Below are 20,961 nucleotides of genomic sequence, written 5' to 3' on the forward strand. Positions count from 1 at the left end.
GATCAGATTTCCCCGCCTTCGATGATTTCCAGAAGCGCCCCCTCTGGCATCAGCAACACACCGGTTCGGCGTCCGGCATACAGCGCGCCGTCGCGTTTGACCGGGGGCGAGGCCCAATGCCCTTCCAGCCGGTCGAAGTCCGGATGCAGCATGGTCGTGATCGCTACGCCGGGCGGCAACGCGCCGGGATGGCGGGGGCGTTCCGTGGCTTCTTGGGGGTATTGGTCCAGCTCGATGAACACTTGCCCCCCGCCCTTTGCGGTGACGAGTTCGGTCTTGGCATCTTCTGCCAGCCCAAAACTTTGCGTGATCATAGAATAGCGGATCGCAACCGGATCAATCACCGGCAGACCCAGCACGTCCTTCACCCACTGAGCGGACTTTCGCAGGTCGGGGCAAGCCAGAACCATGATAAAGGGACGATCAATCAGCGATGTTGGCTGAGGCAAACCAGTATCCGGCCCTGGCTGAAGGATCTGGGTCAGGTAAACGGTTTCCTGATCCGCACCACGCACCTGCATTGGCTTTACCGTGGCAAATCCATCCAGCGGGCGTGGCGGCCCGATGACGTCGAAGGGACTGCGCAACATCCGTTCGTTCACGGCTTCGACGTCGGTAACGCATAGCTCAATGGCCGCCCAGCCGTACGACCGTATCGGAAGATAGTCCGCGACGGGATCACCTTCGATGAAACGCAGGAACACTTCTTCGCCCGATGCAGGCTGAAGGATCGCATATGCCTGACCGGCGCTGGCGGGAGCCTGCCATGCGGCAGCCAGATCAGCGGCAAGCTCGCCCTGCTCTACCGCCCGGTAGTCCATCCAGGTTTCGTATCGTTCGATGGCTGCGCCAAGATCAGCTACGATATGGGTGGCGCACTTCAATAAGGTCATGCCGGGTCGCTCCTGCCTACCCGATACAATTGATATAGATTTAATACATATTCAAGCGCGATGATCGTCACGCTTGAATAAAGTTCATCCCATCACGCCGGTTGACTGCAGTGTAGCGATCGCATCGTGGGATTGCGGCAGGTCGGCAATAACACCAACCAACGCATCTTCGCACTCTGCCAGACCGGCAAATGCAAGGCAGGCCCGCGCCTTCTCGCAATGCTGATCGTCGCTGAGCGGCCACTGAGGCGATCCGAACTGGGCCGCGACGTCTTCGACCAGCGTTGCCCCATCGTGCAACCATGCGGTGGCACGTGCCGGCACGAAGGCGGCCATATCCGGATTGTCGTCTGCGATCACGGTGATGCGCCCCGCCAATTCCAGAACCTTCGGATCGTCCAACGTGTCTCGCGCAAAGTCGGCCAGCGACACCGTCCCCCGCAGCAGCGTTACGGCCCCAAGATACGGCAGACATAAACGGGCGTAGCCAGGCTCCATACCCGGTTTGGCCGGGCGGCCGACGAGCCGATGGATCAGCGGTGGGGCGCGATATTCCAGACGATCGAGACTGCCACTCGTCAGCCCTTTTGCCATCAGCGCCTGGATCGAAACTATGCCGCCGTGACCTGCCCTGCCGGTCGGAAACGGCTTCCAGCTGACCTCGGTTATGCGGTGAACCTTCCCCAGCTGCGCCAAGGCCGCAGCCAGTTCCTCACGCGATTCGAGGAGGGCGAAATAGCCGAAAGGTCCGTCGATCGGGCGGGTCACGCCGGGCATGCCGATCCGCGCCAGATCCACTGACACCAAGCTGTTGCGCGCTGCGTTGGCAACTTGCACCGGCAACGCCGGCTTGCCTTCGACATGCGCCTGCATGGTTCCGGAAACGAACGCCAATGCATGGCCAAAGGCATCGAGTGCTTGCTGGCGCGGCATCGCCCGCAAATTGGCGATGGCGGCCACACAGCCAAAGATGCCCGCCGTCGCCGGGCGGAAGAACTTCAGCCCGTCAGGCGCGGCGATGCCTAGCGTCACGGCCACATCAACACCCGCGACGATAGCGGTAAGGAACTGCTCTCCGCTCACCGGGGCGCCGCGTTCGGCTTCTGCCAGCAATGCCGCCAGGACAGTCGCCATAGGATGCAACACGGCAGGTTCATGAACGCAGTCGTATTCCTGACCATGGATCTGGAATGCGTTCACGAACGCCGCAGAAGCGGCCGGTAGTCGCACTCCCGGACGGCCAAGCACCGAGGCCGCAGTGCCAGCGCCCCATCCTTCGACCATTGCCAGTACGCCATCAGCATGCGCGGCATTGCGCCCCGCCACGCCAACCGCCAGCGAATCGTGTACGAAAGTCGCAGCTCTTTCGCGTGCTTCATCGGGTATGCTGGCCCAATCGAGGGACAGCACATAGTCGATCAGCACTTCGGCGGCATTGGTCGTACTGGCCTCAGTCATGTCAGTGCGGCTCCTCGCCACCCGACACGTTCATGCTTTCACCCGTGATGTAGATCGCTTCGTCCGAACACAGGAAAGCAACGGCGTTGGCGGTATCCTGTGGCAAGCCGGGGCGGCGCATCGGGATCCGCGAGGACATGTTCTCTATGTATTTTTCGACCGTGATGCCCTGAACTTCGGCAAAGTGTTCGTTCTGCCATTTGCCGAGGCCGGTGGTGACATGGTTCGGGCAGACGTTGTTGACCGTGATCCCGTGCTCGCCCAACTCGATCGATGCCGAACGCACCAGACCCACCAGTCCATGCTTTGAAGCGGTGTATGCCTGAGCATGCGGGAAGCCCGACTTGGCGGCCTGGCTGGCGATGTTGACGATCCTGCCGCCTCGTCCCTGCGCGATCATGATTTCGGCAGCGGCCTGAAGCCCATACCAGGCGCCGGTAAGATTGACGTCGATCACCGCGCGCCAGTCATCGGGCGAGACATCGCGCAGTGGCTTCATGATGTAACCGATACCGGCGTTGTTCACCCAGATGTCCAAAGAGCCATGCGCTTCGACCGCGTGTGCGGCCAAGGCTTTCACCTGATCGGGGTCGCGCACGTCGCACGCGAAGGTGGAGGCATCACCCGGCAGTGCTGCAGCGATCTGTTGCATTTCGTCGGTTCCGCCGATCATCGTGTCGGGCGTAGCGACATCCTTCGATGCCCCGATATCAGCGATCACGACTTTAGCGCCTTCCTCGGAAAGTCGGCGAGCGATCGCTTCGCCGAGGCCCCCTGCCCGGCCCGACCCGGTGACGACGGCTACTTTGCCAGCGAACCTCACGCAGCGGCTCCCGAGATCTCCTCGGTGGTCAGGAACGTCACTTCGACCATGCCCTGGAATGCCTGCGCCACTTCGACCATCGCCTGGGTGGATACGTCCTTGCCGAACTGGTCCATGTCTTTGACGTCAAGAACCTCGATGTAGCCGAAGGGGGGCTTTTCATCGCTGCCCAGTACCCCCGTAGTGCGAAACACGCGGAAGCTTTCGATTGAAGGCAGTGCATTGGCCGTGGGCAGATCGGTTTCCTTGGCCCATTGCGTATAGGCTTCCGGCGAAACGCCCGGCTTGAGATTGAAAAGCGCGAAAATTAGCATCGATTTGTCCCTCGCGTTGTCGCCTTGCGGATAATGATAACCATGACCTTGCTTCTGGCGAGCCGTCAATATATTATATCTTTATAACAAATGAGGCAGGCCGTGAACTCTTCTGCAGACACCCCTTCCACAAGCGCCATCGCAAACGATCCTAGCGCCGCATACGATGGCCCGCCGGACTACCGCGTCATTGGCCGCCATGCGGTTTTTCCGCAGACCAGTCATGATGAGGTCGAGCGGATCAACTTTCTGGCGCAAATGAACCGCCACCTTGCTGCCCGTATCGTACCGGGAGTCAAGGCCGCCTATGATACCCGCGTCGCACCGGCGTTCGAAGCCGCCAACGGCCGACCGATCACTGACAGGCACGAAGCGCGCAAGGCGCTACTGGCCGATCCGGCGTTTCAGTCCTGGTCGGCGTTGCGCCGCATGACCATGGAGCAGCGCCAGCAGGCCGGGCGCTGGACCGCGCTGCGCCAACGCGAGCGGACCAACCGCATCGCTGCCGAGTTGACCGATGGCGACAATCGGCTTGAACTTGATCCATCGGTTAAGATCCCTCGCTATGTCTCCGCGGTCGATCATCACTGTATGCCCGGCAGCTACCATACCGAGTATTACCCGCAGGACGTAACCAACGGCGTCAACTACGACCACGCCGGTTTCGTGACGACCAGCGGCCTGCTCGGCAAGTATTCGGACGGCGGCGGCCACGCCGTGGTGAAGTGGGTGCGCCGCAACCTGCCGGACTTCAAACCTGAGCGTATCCTGGAGATCGGCGGAACCGTCGGCCATTCCAGCCTGCCATTGGCGCAGGCTTTCCCCGAAGCCGACATGACCATCGTCGATCTCGGCGCCCCGGTGCTGCGCTATGGCCTGGCACGGGCCAAGTCGATGGGCGTGGACAACGTGCGTTTCGTTCAGGCCAGTGGAGAGGACCTGTCGCGTTTTCCCGACGCCAGTTTCGACTGGATCCAGACGACAATGTTCCTCCACGAGTTGTCGACCACCGCGCTTCGTAACATCTTCGCAGAGACGCGCCGTTTGCTGAAGCCGGGCGGCGTCGTGCTGCACGTGGAACAGCCCCAATACACGCCGCAGATGCCTTTGTTTGAACAGGCGATGCGTGATTGGGACGCGTTCTACAACAACGAGCCGTTCTGGAGCCGGATGCACGAAATGGACCTCGACACCGAAATGGTGCGCGCCGGGTTCGATCGGGACAAGCTGATCCATGGAGGCGTCACGGCCGTCGTCGATCGTGAGCTGTTCCCCGCCGCCGAAGAGGATGAAACCGAAGACTATGGCCGCAAGGCCGCCTGGCACGTGATCGGAGCTGTCGCATGAGCTTTGCGGATGCGTTGGACGGAGCAGGCGCAAAGCCCGCAGGCAAGCGTCCCTATTTTCTCGACGCTCAAGTAGAGCGCGTGCTGGCAATCACGATGGCGGTTGCCCAGGAACTGGCAGTATCGCGCCAGCGCGCCGATACGATGGAGCGCCTGTTGCTGGAGAAGGGCATCCTCGCACCGGGCGAGATCGATGCCTTTGTCCCGGATCGTGGCGCTTCGGCGGAACGCCAGATGTGGAACCAGGAATACATCGCTCGCATCCTGCGCATCGTCGAGCAGGAGAACAGCGCGGCCATGGCCAACAACGATGTCGCGTCCGGCGACGTCGGCGACGAACTGGCGCGCGAAGCATGACGCCCGACTTCGAATACGTGATCCCGGTGCTTGTCATCGGCGGCGGTGCCTGCGGCTGCGTCGCGGCGCTGGCAGCGCATGATGGCGGCGCGGAAGTGCTCCTTGTCGAACAGGATGAGCGGCCCATGGGATCCACGGGGATGTCCCAGGGCCTGATCTGCGCCGCCGGCACCAAAGCCCAGGCCGACAATGGTATCGAAGACGATGCCGAGCGTTTCTACGCTGATATCATGACGAAAACGCGCGGCCAGACAGACCCGGTGATCGCACGCGCCATTGCCGAGAATGCCGGACCCACAGTGGACTGGATGGCACAGGTTCACGACCTGCCCTGGGAACTGGATCGCGGTTTCCGTCCCGCCTACGGCAATTCAACCTTCCGCGTTCATGGATGGCGCGGGCATGGTGGCCAGGACATGGTCGACCTGCTGCATCGTCGCTTGGACGATGCGGGCATCGACGTGATGCTTGGCGCCCGCTTGATAGAGGTTCACGCCCAGGAAGACGGGCGTGTGCTTGGCGTATCATTGCAACGGCCCGACGGCGGGATCGAGCAAGTCGGCTGCGACACCCTGATCCTCGCATGCGGGGGTTTTGCCGCTAATCACGCCATGATCCAGCAGCACATGCCGGAAGTGGCGACCGCGCGAAACAATGGTCACGAGGGCAGTCAGGGGATTGCGGTCAAGGTCGGGCAGCAGCTCGGCGCGGCATTCGGGGACATGGCATCATACCAAGGGTATGCGATGCTGACCGAGCCGCAGGGCATCTCCGTCCCTCCCGGCGTTCCCATCGAAGGCGGCGTACTTGTCAACATCGACGGTCGACGCTTCACCAATGAGACTGCCGACATTGCCGGGATGGTGCATCCCGTCCTCGCGCAGCCGGGCGGCCATGTCTGGGTCGTTTTCGACGAACGTATTGAGAAGACGGCTGACTACATCCCTGAGATGCAGCAATTGCTGGCCCTCAATGCAGCACGATCCGCAGACACCGTAGAGGATCTGGCCGCGACGATCGGCGTTCCCTCGGCAGCTCTGGCAGAAACTCTCAACGAGGCGTGGACTACGCAGCGCAGTGGCCTCCCGGATGAGCAGGGCCGTAACTGGGGCGATGACCAACCGCCGACGGCACCCTATCGCGCGCTGAAAGTGGTGGGCGCCATCTACCACACACAGGGCGGACTGCAGATCGACGCCGAAGCGCGGGTGCTGCGTCCGGATGGCACTCCCCTGCCCAATCTGCTGGCTGGCGGCGGCGCAGCCCGTTCCGTTTCGGGTCCGGCGCACTGGGGGTATCTGCCTGCCATGGGGCTGGCGACGGCCGTCACTTTTGGACGGCTCGCCGGCATGACGGCAGCCCGTCTCAGTGAGGGCCAGCTCACCGATGCTTGACCTGTTTTCCGATTTTTCCCTCTTCAACTTTTGGGATGCCCGATAATGCCCGAAGCCCAGACTATAGCCCGTGCCCAGCCTTCATTCGCAGACCTGCGCCAGCAGTTGAACGGCATCGTCGGTGCCCAGAATGTCTCGGACGATCAGGACAACCTTCGCCTGTATAGCGAAGATATCTGGTCGAAGGGCGACTTTGTCAGTGTTCTGGCGGTCGCCCCGGACAACGCGCGTGAACTGGCGCAAGTCGTTGCCGCCGCTCATGAAGCGGGCGTCGATATAGCGCCGCGCGGTGCAGGTATGAGCTACACCAGCTCCTACACGCCGACCACTGATACGACCATCACACTGGACATGCGGCGCATGAATCGGGTGCTGAAAATCAGCCCGGAAGACATGACCGTCACGGTGGAAGCGGGCTGCACCTGGCTGGCGCTCAACGAAGCGCTGAAACCCCACGGTCTGCGCACGCCGTTCTGGGGGCCGATGTCGGGCATCTATTCGACCATTGGTGGCGGCCTTTCGCAGCTGAATGCCATGTTCGGCGCGGGACACCACGGCACGTCGAGCGAAAGCCTCATCGCGCTGACCATCGTGCTTGCCGATGGTCGGGTCCTGAAGACCGGCGCGCGCGGGCCGGATGGGGAGACACCCCACTATCGCCACTTCGGCCCCGATCTTGCGGGCCTGTTCTGTGGGGATTCCGGCACCCTTGGCATCAAGGCGGAAGCGACCTTCCGGCTGATGCGCACGCCGCAGTTTGAGGATTCGGCCAGCTTCTCCTTCAAGACCGGTCAAGTTATGCTCGAAGCGCTTGCCGAAATGGCTCGCGCCGGGATCGCCGCGGAGACCTGCGGATTTGACCCAGGCCTGACGCAAGTGCGTATGAAGCGCATGTCCATGGCCAGCGATGTGAAAACGTTGGGCAAAGTCATCGCCAAGGAAAAATCCTGGGGCAAGGGTCTGATCGCTGCCGCCAAAATTGCGATGGGCGGCCGCGATTTCATCCCCGAGGACGAATATCCGCTGCACATCACTGCTGAAGGCCGCACTGCGGAAGGCGTTGCGGCTGATCTTGCAGCTGCCCGGGAGATCGCCAAGCGTTTCGAAGGCGTCGAGATAGAAAATTCGATCGCCAAGGTCATCCGCGCGATGCCCTTCCCTGCACCGAATTCGATCCTTGGGCCGGAGGGCGAAAGCTGGGTTCCGGTGCACGGGTTGGTATCGCTTTCCACCGCCCCGTCTGTGTTCGGCGAAATTCGCGCGTACTTCGATTCCGTCAAGGATCGGTTCGATGCGTTGGGCGTTCACACCGGCTTCCTGTTCTCGTCTCTGTCCACCAACGCGATCGTGATCGAGCCGGTGTTCTTCTGGCCGGAAGGCTATCGCCCGGTTCATGCTTCGATGGTCGAAGCCGATCACCTCAAGCGACTGAAGCAGTTCGGCCCCAATGCCGAGGCGACCGCGATGGTCACGGAAGCGCGCGAGAAGGTGAAGTCCATCTGCAAGAAGTATGGCGCCGGCCATTTCCAGATCGGTCGCGCCTATGCCTATCGCGACAGCCGGGACGAAGCGTTCCGCAATGTGCTCGACGCGGTCAAGGCAGTGACGGATCCGAAGGGCCTGTTCAATCCGGGCGGCCTGGGGTTCCCGCATAAAGACGCTGCGCAATGAGCGGAGAAGAAACGTACCGCGCGATCCGGCTTGAGCGGATCGCGCCCAGCTTCCGGGATGCCGCCGACATTGTCGAAGTACCATTTGGCCAGCCCGGACCGGGGGAAATTCGAGTGCGCAATCTGCACTGCGGCGTCAACGCGATCTTCGATACCCAGATCGCGCGCAACGCTGTCGATTATGTGAAAATCGCACTTCCCACCTTTACTGGCGTCGAAGCGATCGGCACGGTGGAGGCCATCGGCGATGGCGTCAGCGACTTTGCGCCGGGTGATGCAGCCGTCACTGTTCGCTTCACCGGCGGCTACAGAGAAGCGAACATCGGGCCGGTGTCACAATTCGCCCCGGCTCCCGAGGCCACGCGTGAGTACCTGGCCCTGGCATCGACCGGCGTGTCGGCGCTCGTCGCGCTGGAGCAGATCGGCGAGGTGAAGTCCGGTGAAACCGTTGCCATTTCGGCGGCCGCAGGTGGCCTCGGTCATTTGCTGGTGCAGCTTGCCGTCTTGAAGGGCTGCCGCGTCATCGGTGTGGCCGGGGGTACCGAAAAGTGCGCATTCGTTGCGTCGCTGGGCGCCGAACGCGTTATCGACTACAAGTCTGAGGACGTGAACGCCGTCCTGGTTGCCGAATATCCCAAGGGCATCGATGTCGCGGTGGACACGGTCAGCGGTGCCATTTTTGACGCATTCCTGGCTAATATTGCGCCTCACGGCAGGCTGGTCGTTGGCGGTGCCGCTTCCGATCTCGAAGGCAAGCCCGAAGTCGTTACCGCTCCGCGCATCGCCCACGCCATCTACTACAAGGGCGCATCGGTTCGCGGCTTCATGAACGGCCTGCTGACGCAGTATTGGGATGACGCTCGCACACGGCTGTTCGAAATGTACGCCGAAGGCAAGATCAAGGTCCACTTTGACGACGTGCCCCTGAACGGCATCGAAGGCATCTACGACGGTGTGGAAAGACTGCTGTCCGGCAAATCGATGGGCAAAGTCGTCGTAGATATCATCAAGTCTGGAGACTGACGCAGCAAGAGCATGCGTCTGAAAACTATGAACACGACAACCAGCAAGACCCTCTTCCAGAAAATCTGGGATACGCATCAGGTTGCCCCGGCCGCTGGCGGTGCGGCCCTGATCGCGATCGACCGGGTATTCCTGCACGAACGCACTGGCGCCGCCGCCTTGAAATCCATGGCCGCGTCAGGGCGCCCGGTACGCGATCCCGCACGCGTTTTCGCGGTGATGGATCATATCGTGGATACCCGCCTCGGTCGCGGCGACGGCACGCTGATGGAGGGCGGCTCCGCGTTCATCACCGAGACTCGCGCGGCCGCCCATGCCGCCGGAATAACCCTGTTCGATGTGAATGACCCCGACCAGGGCATCACGCATGTCATCTCTCCCGAACTCGGTATCGTCCTGCCCGGCGTGACGCTGGTCGCCCCGGACAGCCATACCTGTACTCAAGGCGCGTTGGGCGCCCTCGCCTGGGGGATCGGGTCAAGCGAAGCCGAGCACGCGATGGCGACAGGCGTGTTGCGGCTCGATCGCCCAAAGACGATGCGCGTCACATTCCATGGCACATTGGCAGCTGGTGTGACCGCCAAGGACATGGTGCTTTCCCTGCTTGCGGCGCACGGCGCTGGGCGCGGCGCGGGCCACGTAGTCGAGTTCGCGGGCGAAGCGGTGCGGGCGCTCGACATGGAAGCGCGCATGACCTTGTGCAACATGGCGACCGAGTTCTCCGCCATGACCGGCATCATCGCGCCGGACGAAAAGACGTTCGCCTACCTGGCCGGTCGCCGTTACGCTCCCACCACGTTCGATGATCCTTACTGGCAAACATTGCGGACCGACGAAGACGCCGTTTTCGATCAGGAAATCGCGATCGATGCAGCGTCGCTTGCGCCGATGGTCAGTTGGGGGACCAGCCCCGGCCATTCCATGCCGATCGACGGGACGGTACCCAAAGGACCGGACCCCGCGCACGAGTACATTGGTCTGGACGTTGGCGATCGGCTGCTCGGGACGCCGATCGACGTGGCATTCATCGGTTCGTGCACCAACGCGCGACTATCCGACCTGCGCCGCGCCGCTGCCCTGGTGAAAGGGAAGCGTATATCGCCCTCCATCCGCAAAGCGATGGTAGTGCCGGGCAGTTCTGCGGTGAAACGCGAGGCGGAAGCCGAAGGGCTGGACCGGGTCTTTACCGATGCTGGTTTCGAATGGCGGGCGAGCGGGTGTTCGCTTTGCTTCTTCGCGGGCGGTGAACGCTTTCCTGAAGGCAGCCGCACGATAAGCAGCACCAACCGCAATTTCGAAGGCCGTCAGGGTCCGGGCATCCGGACGCATATTGCCAGCCCGGAAACCGTGATAGCCAGCGCCATCGCCGGTGCAATCGCCGACCCGCGGGAATTGGCCAGCGCTGGCCTGGAGGAGGCCGCGCAATGACACCCTTCACCACTCTTTCCTCACGCGCGGTGCCAATCCTGCGCGACAACGTGGATACGGACGCCATCATTCCGAGCCGGGAGATGAAAAGCACCGGCCGCACCGGACTGGCTGATGGCCTGTTCGCACCATGGCGATACATCGACGTCGCCGCGCGCCAGCCCGATCCAGACTTCCCGCTGAACAAAGCCGATGCCCAAGGGGCTCAGATTCTGCTTGGCGGAGACAATTTCGGGTGCGGGTCCAGCCGTGAACACGCGGTATGGGCGCTGGCAGAATACGGAATACGCTGCGTTATTGCGCCGAGCTTCGCTCCTATTTTCCGGGCAAACTGCATTCGCAATGGACTGCTCCCGGTAGTGCTCGCGGCGGACGTAGTCGCGTCACTGGCATGGCGGGATGTCACGATCGACTTGCCCCGCCAGCACGTCAGTTCCGACGGCGCGACCCATTCCTTTGAAATAGAGCCTGAGCCGCGTGAAATGCTGCTCGAAGGGCTGGATGCCATCGACCTCACCCTGAAATCGCTGCCCTCCATCGAAAGCTGGACCTCGGCAGACCACGCGGCGAGGCCATGGGTATATTTGGAGAAATCGGCGTGAGCCAAAAGATACTCGTTTCAGAAGTCGGCCCTCGCGACGGCCTGCAGTCCATCAAGGCGGTCATGCCGCTGGAGGCCAAGAAAGCGTGGATCAAGGCGGAGGCCGAAGCTGGCGTCCGCGAGATAGAGGTTGGCAGCTTTGTTCCGCCCAGCCTGCTGCCGCAAATGGCTGACACCGCCGAACTGGTTGCTTTCGCTCGCGGGATCGAAGGACTGAATGTCGTGGCGCTTGTCCCGAACGCCAAGGGCGCAACGCGCGCGGTCGAAGCCGGCGTGCATGGCATGTCCATCCCCTTTTCGATGAGCGAAACCCATTCCATCCGCAACGTGCGCCGCGATCATCCGGCCATGTTGGCGGAGATTGCTGCCGTTGCGCAGATCGCGCGCGATGCTGGGGTCCATTTCGCGGTCGGTCTGTCTACCGCGTTCGGCTGCACGATCGAAGGCGCCGTCTCCGAAGACGCGGTGGTGCGCCTTGCGGTCGCGGCGGCGGAAGCGGGAGCCATGGAGTTCAGCCTGTCGGACACCACCGGCTATGCTGACCCCGCTCAGGTGACGCGTCTTGTCCGCAAGGTGAAAGCAGCCGTGGGCGACGACAAGCTGACCACCCTGCACCTCCACAATACCCGTGGCCTTGGGCTCGCCAACGCGCTTGCCGGGTTGAACGAATGCATCACGACGCTCGACTCGTCACTCGGTGGCCTGGGTGGCTGTCCTTACGCGCCCGGCGCGTCGGGCAACCTCGTGACCGAGGACATGGTGCTCATGCTCAACGCAATGGGTTACGATACCGGCATCGACCTTGAACGCCTGTTGGAGGTGCGCAAGATTCTTGCCGCCGCCCTGCCCGATGAGCCGCTCTACGGCTTCACCCCAGATGCCGGGCCGATGCTCGACTACAACGAAAGGATCGCGCGATGAGCGCAGACACGGCCGCTGTGCCGCAACCGCTCGCGGGCATTCGCGTCGTCGAGTTCACGCACATGGTCATGGGCCCGACGGTCGGCCATATCCTGGCCGGCCTCGGTGCGGAAGTCGTGCGGGTGGAACCGATCGGCGGTGATCAGACCCGGCGACTGCTGGGGTCCGGTTCCGGCTACTTCGCCATGTACAATCGCGGCAAGCAGTCCATCTGCGTCGATCTCAAGAGCGAAGACGGCAAGGCGATAGCGCGCAATCTGGCGGAACGGTCGGACGTGTTGATCGAAAACTTCCGCCCCGGTGCTTTGGACCGGCTCGGCTTGTCCTACGAAGCGCTGTCGGAGGCGAATCCCCGTCTTATCTACTGCTCGGAAAAAGGCTTTCTTCCGGGACCTTATGAAGAGCGCACCGCGTTGGACGAAGTCGCGCAGATGATGGGCGGTCTGGCCTACATGACCGGACCTCCCGGACGGCCGCTGCGCGCTGGATCGAGCGTGATTGACGTGACCGGCGGCATGTTCGGGGTCATCGGCATTCTCGCGGCTTTGGAGGAACGCCACCGGACCGGCCGTGGCCAGAAGGTTGTCGCCAGCCTGTTCGAAACCACCGCGTACCTCGTCGGCCAGCACATGGCGCAGTTTGCGGTGACCGGCAAAGCTGCTGCACCGATGCCCGCCCGCATTTCCGCCTGGGCGATCTACGACGTGTTCGAGACCAAGGACGAGCCCGTCTTTATCGGCGTGGTGAGCGACCCCTTGTGGGCAAAATTCTGCGCGCTCTTTGCGCTAGACGAGCTGTGGGCCGACGAAAGCCTGCGCGCAAACAACCAGCGCGTGCTGGCCCGCGACCGCATTCTGCCGCACGTCCGTGCGCTGATCGCGAGCATGACGCGTGACGAAGTGGTCGCCAAGCTGGAAGGGACCGGCCTTCCCTTCGCACCGATCGCGCGACCGGAAGACATGTTCGATGATCCGCAACTGGCCCAAGGCGGACTGGAACCGGTCACGCTCGACAACGGCGCGGAAACCCGTCTCCCGACAATACCGCTGCAGATGGGCGGGCTTCGACCAGGCTCGCATGTAACCTTGCCGTCCCCCGGCGCCGATACCCGCAGCGTTCTTGCGTCGCTGGGCTATGACCCCGATGCGGTGGAGAAGCTGGTTGCCACGGGTGCAGTTGGCAGCACCTGAGCAGACCCGATCCCCATTTGAACAACAAACCGCACCGATGATCTCGGTGCGGTTTTTCTTTCAGGCGCTGGGAGCGGCGGCGTAGAGCGTAATTTGCGTGTGAAGTCCGCCCACTGAAGATTGCCCGACCCAAATGTCGAACAGCCCCGGCTCCGCGATACGTTTGTTGCCCGCTCCGATGAATTCCAGATCGGTACGCGACAAGGCGAAGCGGATCGTCTTGCTGCCGCCGGGGTCAAGCGTGACGCGTTCCATTTTCTTCAGTTCACGAATGGGCCGGGTCCGGCTTGCCACACGATCGCGAATGTAGAGCTGCACGACTTCGCTGCCCCTGCGCTTTCCCTTGTTGGTGATTCTGACGGCAACGGTAATGCTTTTGTCCCAGCGAAGCGCGTTGTCGGACAGCTGCAACTTGTCGAGCGCGAACTTCGTATAGCTGAGGCCATGGCCGAACGGGTAACGCGCGCTGTTGTCGGTAGTGGCATAGCGCGCCTTGTATTCGGTACTGCCCGCGCCCGTGACCGGCCGGCCCGTGGACTTGCGATCGTAGAAGAACGGCTCCTGCCCCGATTCCCAGGGAAAACTGACAGGCAGCTTGCCTGAGGGATCGACGTTGCCGAAAACGACATCGGCGATGGCGTTGCCACTCTCCGATCCAAGGAACCAGGTGGCCAGCACCGCATTGGCGTTCGCCACGCCGTCATGCAGAGCAAGGGCGCGGCCATGACGTAGCAACACAATGACTGGCTTGCCTGTCGCGGCCACTGCATCCGCCAGAGCCTGCTGCGCTGGCGGCAATTCGATGGTCGTTCGCGATTGCGCCTCACCCGACATATCCTGCGATTCGCCCACGGCAAGCAGCACGACATCGGCGTACTTTGCCGCTTTCACCGCCGCCTCGATGCCTCCATCCACAGCCTTGTGGATGCCACTGCCGGGCACGACGGCCAATCGGGCCGGATCACGCATCGCGGCGCGCAATCCTGTCGCAATGTCGATGCCCTTCCCCGGATCGCCATAGAACGCCCACGGCCCATAGACGTTGTCGCGGTCTTCGCCGAAAGGTCCGATAAGGGCGATGCGCGCTGGCTTGTCAGCATCCAGCGGCAGAACGCCATCGTTCTGCAGCAGGACGATGGACCGCGTCGCCGCCTCACGCGCGAGTGTCCGGTGCGCCGGATGCCCTACCCTGCTCGCTTCCACGTTTTCGTCCAGCGAGCGCCAGGGATTGTCGAACAGTCCCAAGGCCGCTTTGACGTAGAGTATGCGCCTGACGGCAATGTCCACGGTCGCCATGGGCACCGCGCCGCTTTTGACCAGCTCAGGCAGATAGCGGATGTACAGCCCGCTCTGCATCGACATGTCCACCCCGGCAAGGATCGCGAGCCGGGCGGCATCGCGATCATCTTCCGCGAAGCCATGCGCCACCAGTTCCTCATCCGCCGTGTAATCGGAGAACACGAAGCCGCGAAAGCCCATCTCGGTCCGCAGCATATCGGTAAGAAGCGTCCGATCGGCGGTTGCCGGAACGCCATTGATCTCGTTGAACGCGGCCATGGTGGTCAGCGCGCCAGCGGCAAAGGCGGCTTCGAACGGTGGCAGGTGCGTCTCGCGCAGCGTCTCCTCGCTGATATCGACGCTGCCATATTCCAACCCGGCGGCGACAGCGCCGTACGCGGCGAAATGCTTCGGGCACGCCAGAAGCGCGTCATCCCGCCGTAGATCGCGCCCCTGGAACCCGCGCACTCGTGCTGCCACCAGCAACGACGTAAGGGTAACATCCTCCCCCGAACCTTCCACCACCCTGCCCCACCGCTGGTCGCGCGCAACGTCCGCCATCGGCGCGAACGTCAGGTGCAGGCCTGCAGCAGTGGCTTCCAGCGCCATCGCCCGCGCCGTCCGCTGTGCCAATGCGGGGTCAAAGCTCGAAGCCTCGGCCAAAGGCACCGGGAAAACGGTTTTTAGGCCATGGATGACGTCCCCGGCGAACAGCAGCGGGATGCCCAGCCGACTGTCGTTCACCGCGATTTCCTGCGCTTTGCGGGCACCGGCCACGCCGATCCCGTTGAACAGGCAACCTACACGGCCTTTTCGTATCTCCTGCGACAGCCGTTTCTGATCCTGTATTCCGGCGGCCGGATTGGGGGGATTGAACGGACGGAAGCTGTCGGCCAGACACGTCATCTGCCCCGCTTTCTCCTCGATGGTCATGCGAGCGATCAGGGCATCGACACGTGCTACCTCATCCGCGCCTAAAGCCCGGCGCGTCATGCCAATGGCGAAAGTACCGCCGATTATTCCCGCGATAGCGCTACGTCGGTCGATGTTCATGAAGGGCTGTTTATCAGTTCCTGGGCCAGTGAGGTGCACGGTTCCTAAACGAATTTCGGACGATTTGTTGCACTGCGGTGACCAAGCGTCGCGCCGGTCGGTCGCCCTGTCGTGCATCGCCGCGCCAGCAACAGACGAGACATCACCCGAAAGTCCGGATGCCAAACGTCGGACTGGCCCCGGTCGAATTATGTTGCATAAATTTCCGAATTGACTGAGTGCGATAGTCACCGTTTATACGGAGTTTCCCGTGGTCGGATCACTATCCAACCGGATCATTGTGCTATGCACTATCCTGTGTCTGATGATGGTATTGCTCGCGGGCATGCTGATCGATGGCGCTGCCCAAATGAACCGCAGCCTCCATTGGGTTACCCACTCAGCTGACGTGATACGGACGGCCAATAGTTCGCTCCAGCATTTGCAGCAGGCCGAATCCGGCCAGCGTGGCTTTACACTCACCCGCAATTCGCAATTCGCAGATGAAGTCGGGACGGAGTTGTCGGCGGCGCAAAAGGCGGCGAGCAGCACCCTCGCCCTCACTAGTGACAATCCGGCTCAAAACGCCCGGGCGTTGCAGATCAAGAAGCTTGTCGACCAGCGCGCTGCGGAAATCGCCAGCGTTGCGCAATTGACCCGAATCAATGATTTTTCTGCCGCTCAATCGGCCACCGCGTCAGGCCGTGGCCGCAATCTGATGCAATTGGCGGAAGCTAGGATCGACGATCTTCTGAACGAAGAGCGGGCGCTCTCGGTCGCGCGTACTCAGGCGGTCGAAAAACGGTTGAACTATATCCGCTGGCTGGTGTTCGGTGGCACGCCCGTCATGCTCATCGCCATCGGTTTGATGGCCATCGCAATCATCCGGCGGATCCGGCGCCCTGTCGATGAAATGATGTCCGTGATGGGCAGACTTGGCGCTGGCGAACGATCCGCGCGGGTCATCACCGATATGGATTCCAGCGAGTTCAAACGCCTTGCCAGCGGCTACAACGCGATGGCCTTCGAACTCGAAAATGCAGTCGCCGATCAGGTGGATAGCGAAGAGCGCCTGCGGATCGCCAACCTCGAACTTAGTCGAAATACCGAGGTCCTGCGCGAACGAGGCGAAGTGATCGAGCTTCTGGGCGGTATGGCTCATCGAATGCAGGCGGCACGCACGGACGATGAACTCGCCGCGATCATCAGGGTTTTCGTACCCCGAGTGCTGCCGGAAATCCCAGGCGCGCTCTATGCGCACAACAATTCCCGTAACCTCCTAGTCCCGATCGCGGCCTGGGGCGGACTGGACGTGGCGGCCTCGGGTTTTGCACCGGACCAGTGCTGGGCATTGCGCCGAGGACAGAGCCATTTCGTGGTCGATCCAGGCTCGGACATCGTCTGTGCGCATGTCGGCGAGGAAATGCACCACTACCATTGCGAACCCTTGCTCGCAGGCGGTGAGGTCATCGGCGTGCTCTATCTGAAGGGCGTGGTCGGGGTCGAGAACCGATTCCGCCTCACCGTCCTCACCGAAAACATCGCTTCCGCCCTGCTAAACCATCGCCTGCAGCGTGGCCTTCGTGAACAAACCATCCGCGACCCCCTCACCGGCCTCTTCAATCGCCGCTATATGGAGGAAACTCTCGCGCTGGAAATCGCACGTTCCAATCGCTCCGGCGTACCGCTGAGCGTTGTCATGTGCGACATTGACCATTTCAAGCGTTTCAACGATGAGTTCGGCCACGATGCCGGCGATGCCGTCCTTCAGGTAGTCGCAGCGGAAATGCGCACCCGCTTCCGGGACGGAGACGTGATCTGCCGCTTCGGGGGCGAGGAGTTCACCATCATCGCACCAGGGACAACGGCAGTAGTGCTGGCTAGCCGGGTCGAGGCGGTTCGCCAGGCCATCAGCGAACTCACTGTCCAGCAAGGCGGACGTACTCTTGGATCTATGACAATGTCGTTCGGCATCGCCACTCTGGATGAAGCCATGGATCGCGACGGCTCTTCGCTGATAAAGGCGGCAGACGCGGCGCTGTATGACGCCAAGAAAAGCGGCAGAAACCGGGTTGTCCTTGATCCGCGATCAGAAGCGCTGGCAGCCTGAGCGACGAAAAACCACCGATGATCTCGGTGCCTTTTCGCGACCTATTTTTCCTGGCTGAATTGTTCTTTCAGATATTCCACGAGCGGATCTTCGAATTTTGAGTTGACCACCAAGAAATGCCGACGACGGTCGTGCTCGTCAGGTAGCCGCGTCAAAACCTTGTCATCCACCAGCCGTCGAACAAGACGGAGCGCGGTGCTCATCGGTGCGCCAGAGGCTATGCAGGCGCTCGACACCGACACCCTGCGACCTTCTATCTTCGCCAACAAGAGGTCCAGAAGCATCGCCCACGCAGGGTCACCAAACAATTCGCCGCCACCGATCTGGCGCCGCCTCGTTTCTTTACGAAGCAGGTCGCGGATGAAGCCAGTCAACGCCGACAGCGGTATGTCCGACGCATTTCGAGGAGCGACCGTTGCTTCTCTTGCTATCGGCTTTGTCTCGTTAGCTCCATCGTCCAACACACGGGCAAACCGCTGAAGCTCTACGCTCAGAAGAGCGATTTTATCCAGTAGCGCTTCGGCGACACTCGATGACGGTGCTGCCGCGCCTGCGCGTTGGAGGGCACGCCGCAGATCGGCATCTGTTATCGGCTTTTCGAGAAAATCTACTGCCGATGCGCGAATTGCCTCGACGGCCACGTCCTTGGTCGCATTGCCAGCGGCCATGATGAACCGCAGTTGGCGTCCTTGCTGTTGCGACAGTTCCTCCATCTTCTTGACGAGCGAAACACCATCGAGACCTTGCAGGCTGTAATCGATGATGGCGATGGACACGCTATGGGCAAGGAATAAATCGAGTGCCTCGCCCGAGCTTTTGGCAATAAATGGCGCGTACCCCATTTGCCGTAAACTAAAAGAACAGGATTGTTCCCAATGTATGTCATCATCGACAATTAATATCGGTTCCAGCGGGTTAAAAGGCGTCGAATGATCGTGCTTATCGCTTTTTACGAACGAACTGCTTTGGTGAATCGGTAAGAATTCAGCCTCGTCATCTTTTGCAATTGGACCCGACGTGGATTCTAATCTTGCTCGCCAATTTTCAGGCATCGCATAGCCCCGCCAATAATTGTCCGCGAATACATATATATATCACACTTCCGACGGATGTTGTTGCATACCTATACAAAGAAATGCAACCACCTTGCTCTTTCCCTAGATCATCATTTGAAATTTCGGCTTAAGATGCTGATAAATAGGCCGAATTATATTTCAGGTGAGACTGATGGTTGTGACTGTATGAGATATGGGTCACACATCCTGTTATAGCGGCGAATGCCATCACCAAACGGCGATGGCAGTTCGTTTGAAGCGTGATTTGCGATCTTGCTTTGGGATTGGTTTCAGGCCGGCAAATGTGGCCACGTTAGCCGAAGGCCTACGCGAAAAGGCGACATGGAAACTTCAAGCGTAGATGTTTGGCTCTCACATCATCGGTCATTCAATCTCGGACTTCGATCTACGTTTGGCATAGCTCACGACGAACGAGTCCCACACCCGAAGCCACTCCGTTTCGCTGCGTTGGCGAGATATTCCTGGGAAACCGGCACGAAATGCGTCCGCCATATGATCAACAGACCACGGATGACCCTTGTCTACGCCAATCTTGCGGAACGCCGCTTCACGCGTTCCGAAACTGAGGCTCCCAGAAGGAAATGCAAGCAGTTCAGAAGCCGTTGGCTGGCCAAGTTGCCCAGGCGTTGCCACCGATGATCTCGGTGCCTTTTCGCTGGCTGGTGCTCCGACGAGACGAAGGTGATGGCCCACCAGTTTTCGCTCAAGCGGCGCAGGAGACGGATTTAGTACGACTTTTCGACCAGACAGATCGACGTTCGCGTTGGGATAAACGGCAGACACCAATTGCATGGTTTCGCGCACTGTCTGCCGAAAGCGTTTGTTGTCAGACTCGTTTCCGAGATGGCGCGCGAGCTGATCCCATGAAATGGTCTGGCCCTTGTCACTAGTGATGCGAGGTAACCGATAAGCAAGGTAGGTGTAGAGGTCGAGCGCGGTCGGTGTGCCTTTCAGCTCGCGGATAGCGACTTCATTCAGCGGCACCGCATGTTCAACAAGGTGGCTATAGAATACCTCTGACATGCGTATCTCGCGGGCAAAGGACCCGTTTTTGTCCAGCGATCCGGCATATTCGTTCGAAATCTTGACGTCCCGAACGGCGAAGGCGTTGTCGTCGGCCTCGGTCCCGTCCCAACGAATCTGCCACTCGCAGGCCAGAAGCCGGTCCACCTGCTCCTTCATCCGATTGGCGGTGCCGCGAGGTCCATAGGACACCGTCTGGTAGCCAAGGCGCCGCATCCACTCAGTGAAATTGCGACCAAGGTACACGTCTCTGGATCGTTTCGTAACGGCCTGTGAGAGGAGGTAAATGAGCGCAACTCGCGGGTATGCCCCATACGGGACCCCAAGGCTCTTCAAAACAGGCTTACCGTCCACGTTCATCAGCACAGGGCGTGGGTTAATTGCCAACGCGTACTTGCCATCTTCGCGCAGGATGGGCTGCGTTTCATCCTTGGGCCGTTTGGTCGGCAGCGACATGGCGCACAAAGCTGAATGCAGAAATGCGGGCACTGGTTCTTCGTCTTGAACACGCATGAACGCGTCCATGGTCAGTTGAGACCCGGCCCTGAGCGCTACCGAACGAACGCTGTCTTCACCGCCATCAAGCATTGCCAAAGCATACTGGTGGCCGATCGGTTTGTTGCTATCGTCGCTCTTCATACAACCCTGTCTCGCCCCGACTCAGGCCTTGTTTGTCCGGTCCAGACAACAGGTTTTGGCGCAGGTTGCAAGCCTCTTGGCAGTTTCAACGGTGTTCTTGTCTTCAAACCTACAAATTTACCGATGATCTCGGTGCTGAAGGCTTTCAAAATGAAATTCAAGCCGATGCCGGTATCGGATAAGTGATTAGGATTCCTATTATAGGTTTAGCGCTCGCAGATCATCGGTGTTTTGGCTCGCAAATCATCGGCCCGCCGCACCGGTTTCATCGTTTCGCACTGAGATCATCGATTCGCGAAAAAATGGCAGCGCACCGCGCTCGAAAGTGGTTGATCATGATCTGTCAATGGCCAGACATGACCGTGCGATTAAGGTCTATTGCTAG

At 60.8% G+C, this 20,961-nt stretch carries 17 protein-coding genes; 10 read left to right on the forward strand and 7 right to left on the reverse strand.

Annotated features, from left to right (window positions below; translation table 11 throughout):
- Nucleotides 1-2: 2 nt before the first annotated feature.
- The 4 genes from ACZ1JM_RS03980 to ACZ1JM_RS03995 all read right to left on the reverse strand — a co-directional run bounded on the left by ACZ1JM_RS03980 (nt 3) and on the right by ACZ1JM_RS03995 (nt 3,488).
- Complete coding sequence (locus tag ACZ1JM_RS03980; RefSeq protein ID WP_465131835.1) at nt 3-893, reverse strand: VOC family protein; 891 nt, start codon at nt 891-893, stop codon at nt 3-5.
- A gap of 84 nt (nt 894-977) precedes the next feature.
- Entirely contained in the window at nt 978-2,351 is a 1,374-nt protein-coding gene (locus ACZ1JM_RS03985) for an MmgE/PrpD family protein (protein WP_465131836.1), read from the reverse strand.
- A 1-nt stretch (nt 2,352) separates the two neighbouring features.
- Nucleotides 2,353-3,174 carry an SDR family NAD(P)-dependent oxidoreductase gene (locus ACZ1JM_RS03990; protein ID WP_465131837.1) on the reverse strand — a complete coding sequence of 274 codons (822 nt, stop codon included), beginning with the start codon at nt 3,172-3,174 and terminating at the stop codon, nt 2,353-2,355.
- Complete coding sequence (locus tag ACZ1JM_RS03995; protein ID WP_465131838.1) at nt 3,171-3,488, reverse strand: REDY-like protein HapK; 318 nt, start codon at nt 3,486-3,488, stop codon at nt 3,171-3,173. The genes ACZ1JM_RS03990 and ACZ1JM_RS03995 overlap by 4 nt, the downstream gene beginning before the upstream one ends.
- A gap of 102 nt (nt 3,489-3,590) precedes the next feature.
- On the opposite strand from ACZ1JM_RS03995, the gene ACZ1JM_RS04000 reads away from it, so the two are divergent.
- Genes ACZ1JM_RS04000 through ACZ1JM_RS04040 form a run of 9 tightly spaced genes read left to right on the forward strand, consistent with a single transcriptional unit; the run spans nt 3,591 to nt 13,418 of the window.
- Complete coding sequence (locus ACZ1JM_RS04000) at nt 3,591-4,835, forward strand: class I SAM-dependent methyltransferase (RefSeq protein WP_465131839.1); 1,245 nt, start codon at nt 3,591-3,593, stop codon at nt 4,833-4,835.
- Nucleotides 4,832-5,191 carry a hypothetical protein gene (locus tag ACZ1JM_RS04005; protein ID WP_465131840.1) on the forward strand — a complete coding sequence of 120 codons (360 nt, stop codon included), beginning with the start codon at nt 4,832-4,834 and terminating at the stop codon, nt 5,189-5,191. The genes ACZ1JM_RS04000 and ACZ1JM_RS04005 overlap by 4 nt, the downstream gene beginning before the upstream one ends.
- Nucleotides 5,188-6,585: an FAD-dependent oxidoreductase gene (locus tag ACZ1JM_RS04010; protein WP_465131841.1), complete on the forward strand. Its 1,398-nt coding sequence runs from the start codon at nt 5,188-5,190 to the stop codon at nt 6,583-6,585. Before ACZ1JM_RS04005 ends, ACZ1JM_RS04010 begins: the two co-directional genes overlap by 4 nt.
- 45 nt (nt 6,586-6,630) lie before the next feature.
- On the forward strand, nt 6,631-8,256 hold the full coding sequence (locus ACZ1JM_RS04015) for an FAD-binding oxidoreductase (RefSeq protein ID WP_465131842.1): 1,626 nt from the start codon (nt 6,631-6,633) through the stop codon (nt 8,254-8,256).
- Nucleotides 8,253-9,278 carry a zinc-binding dehydrogenase gene (locus ACZ1JM_RS04020; protein WP_465131843.1) on the forward strand — a complete coding sequence of 342 codons (1,026 nt, stop codon included), beginning with the start codon at nt 8,253-8,255 and terminating at the stop codon, nt 9,276-9,278. The genes ACZ1JM_RS04015 and ACZ1JM_RS04020 overlap by 4 nt, the downstream gene beginning before the upstream one ends.
- Before the next feature lie 12 nt (nt 9,279-9,290).
- The gene (locus tag ACZ1JM_RS04025; RefSeq protein ID WP_465131844.1) at nt 9,291-10,706 is read left to right on the forward strand and encodes a 3-isopropylmalate dehydratase large subunit; all 1,416 of its coding nucleotides are present in this window, start codon (nt 9,291-9,293) and stop codon (nt 10,704-10,706) included.
- Complete coding sequence (gene leuD, locus ACZ1JM_RS04030) at nt 10,703-11,308, forward strand: 3-isopropylmalate dehydratase small subunit (protein WP_465131845.1); 606 nt, start codon at nt 10,703-10,705, stop codon at nt 11,306-11,308. The genes ACZ1JM_RS04025 and leuD overlap by 4 nt, the downstream gene beginning before the upstream one ends.
- On the forward strand, nt 11,305-12,228 hold the full coding sequence (locus ACZ1JM_RS04035) for a hydroxymethylglutaryl-CoA lyase (RefSeq protein ID WP_465131846.1): 924 nt from the start codon (nt 11,305-11,307) through the stop codon (nt 12,226-12,228). The genes leuD and ACZ1JM_RS04035 overlap by 4 nt, the downstream gene beginning before the upstream one ends.
- On the forward strand, nt 12,225-13,418 hold the full coding sequence (locus ACZ1JM_RS04040; RefSeq protein ID WP_465131847.1) for a CaiB/BaiF CoA transferase family protein: 1,194 nt from the start codon (nt 12,225-12,227) through the stop codon (nt 13,416-13,418). Before ACZ1JM_RS04035 ends, ACZ1JM_RS04040 begins: the two co-directional genes overlap by 4 nt.
- Nucleotides 13,419-13,478: 60 nt before the next feature.
- On the opposite strand, the gene bglX is transcribed toward ACZ1JM_RS04040, so the two are convergent.
- Entirely contained in the window at nt 13,479-15,749 is a 2,271-nt protein-coding gene (gene bglX / locus ACZ1JM_RS04045; RefSeq protein ID WP_465131848.1) for a beta-glucosidase BglX, read from the reverse strand.
- Between the two features lie 307 nt (nt 15,750-16,056).
- On the opposite strand from bglX, the gene ACZ1JM_RS04050 reads away from it, so the two are divergent.
- Nucleotides 16,057-17,838 (forward strand): sensor domain-containing diguanylate cyclase, encoded by a 1,782-nt coding sequence (locus ACZ1JM_RS04050; RefSeq protein ID WP_465132575.1) that lies wholly within the window; start codon nt 16,057-16,059, stop codon nt 17,836-17,838.
- Between the two features lie 41 nt (nt 17,839-17,879).
- Here the strand turns inward: ACZ1JM_RS04050 and ACZ1JM_RS04055 are convergent, their stop codons facing one another.
- Nucleotides 17,880-18,890 (reverse strand): response regulator, encoded by a 1,011-nt coding sequence (locus ACZ1JM_RS04055; RefSeq protein WP_465131849.1) that lies wholly within the window; start codon nt 18,888-18,890, stop codon nt 17,880-17,882.
- 387 nt (nt 18,891-19,277) lie between these two features.
- On the reverse strand, nt 19,278-20,576 hold the full coding sequence (locus tag ACZ1JM_RS04060) for a replication protein RepA (RefSeq protein WP_465131850.1): 1,299 nt from the start codon (nt 20,574-20,576) through the stop codon (nt 19,278-19,280).
- Nucleotides 20,577-20,961: the final 385 nt, after the last annotated feature.

The sequence above is a fragment of the Novosphingobium sp. BL-S-24 genome (assembly GCF_055521575.1).

Excerpts from the sequence above, each read along its gene's own strand:
- leuD (WP_465131845.1), top strand. The coding sequence starts at position 10,703 with ATGACACCCTTCACCACTCTTTCCTCACGCGCGGTGCCAATCCTGCGC.
- ACZ1JM_RS04005 (WP_465131840.1), top strand. The coding sequence starts at position 4,832 with ATGAGCTTTGCGGATGCGTTGGACGGAGCAGGCGCAAAGCCCGCAGGC.
- ACZ1JM_RS04055 (WP_465131849.1), bottom strand. The coding sequence starts at position 18,890 with ATGCCTGAAAATTGGCGAGCAAGATTAGAATCCACGTCGGGTCCAATT.
- ACZ1JM_RS04015 (WP_465131842.1), top strand. The coding sequence starts at position 6,631 with ATGCCCGAAGCCCAGACTATAGCCCGTGCCCAGCCTTCATTCGCAGAC.
- ACZ1JM_RS04040 (WP_465131847.1), top strand. The coding sequence starts at position 12,225 with ATGAGCGCAGACACGGCCGCTGTGCCGCAACCGCTCGCGGGCATTCGC.
- ACZ1JM_RS03980 (WP_465131835.1), bottom strand. The coding sequence starts at position 893 with ATGACCTTATTGAAGTGCGCCACCCATATCGTAGCTGATCTTGGCGCA.
- ACZ1JM_RS04020 (WP_465131843.1), top strand. The coding sequence starts at position 8,253 with ATGAGCGGAGAAGAAACGTACCGCGCGATCCGGCTTGAGCGGATCGCG.
- ACZ1JM_RS04050 (WP_465132575.1), top strand. The coding sequence starts at position 16,057 with ATGGTATTGCTCGCGGGCATGCTGATCGATGGCGCTGCCCAAATGAAC.
- ACZ1JM_RS03995 (WP_465131838.1), bottom strand. The coding sequence starts at position 3,488 with ATGCTAATTTTCGCGCTTTTCAATCTCAAGCCGGGCGTTTCGCCGGAA.
- ACZ1JM_RS04060 (WP_465131850.1), bottom strand. The coding sequence starts at position 20,576 with ATGAAGAGCGACGATAGCAACAAACCGATCGGCCACCAGTATGCTTTG.
- bglX (WP_465131848.1), bottom strand. The coding sequence starts at position 15,749 with ATGAACATCGACCGACGTAGCGCTATCGCGGGAATAATCGGCGGTACT.
- ACZ1JM_RS04010 (WP_465131841.1), top strand. The coding sequence starts at position 5,188 with ATGACGCCCGACTTCGAATACGTGATCCCGGTGCTTGTCATCGGCGGC.
- ACZ1JM_RS03985 (WP_465131836.1), bottom strand. The coding sequence starts at position 2,351 with ATGACTGAGGCCAGTACGACCAATGCCGCCGAAGTGCTGATCGACTAT.
- ACZ1JM_RS04025 (WP_465131844.1), top strand. The coding sequence starts at position 9,291 with ATGCGTCTGAAAACTATGAACACGACAACCAGCAAGACCCTCTTCCAG.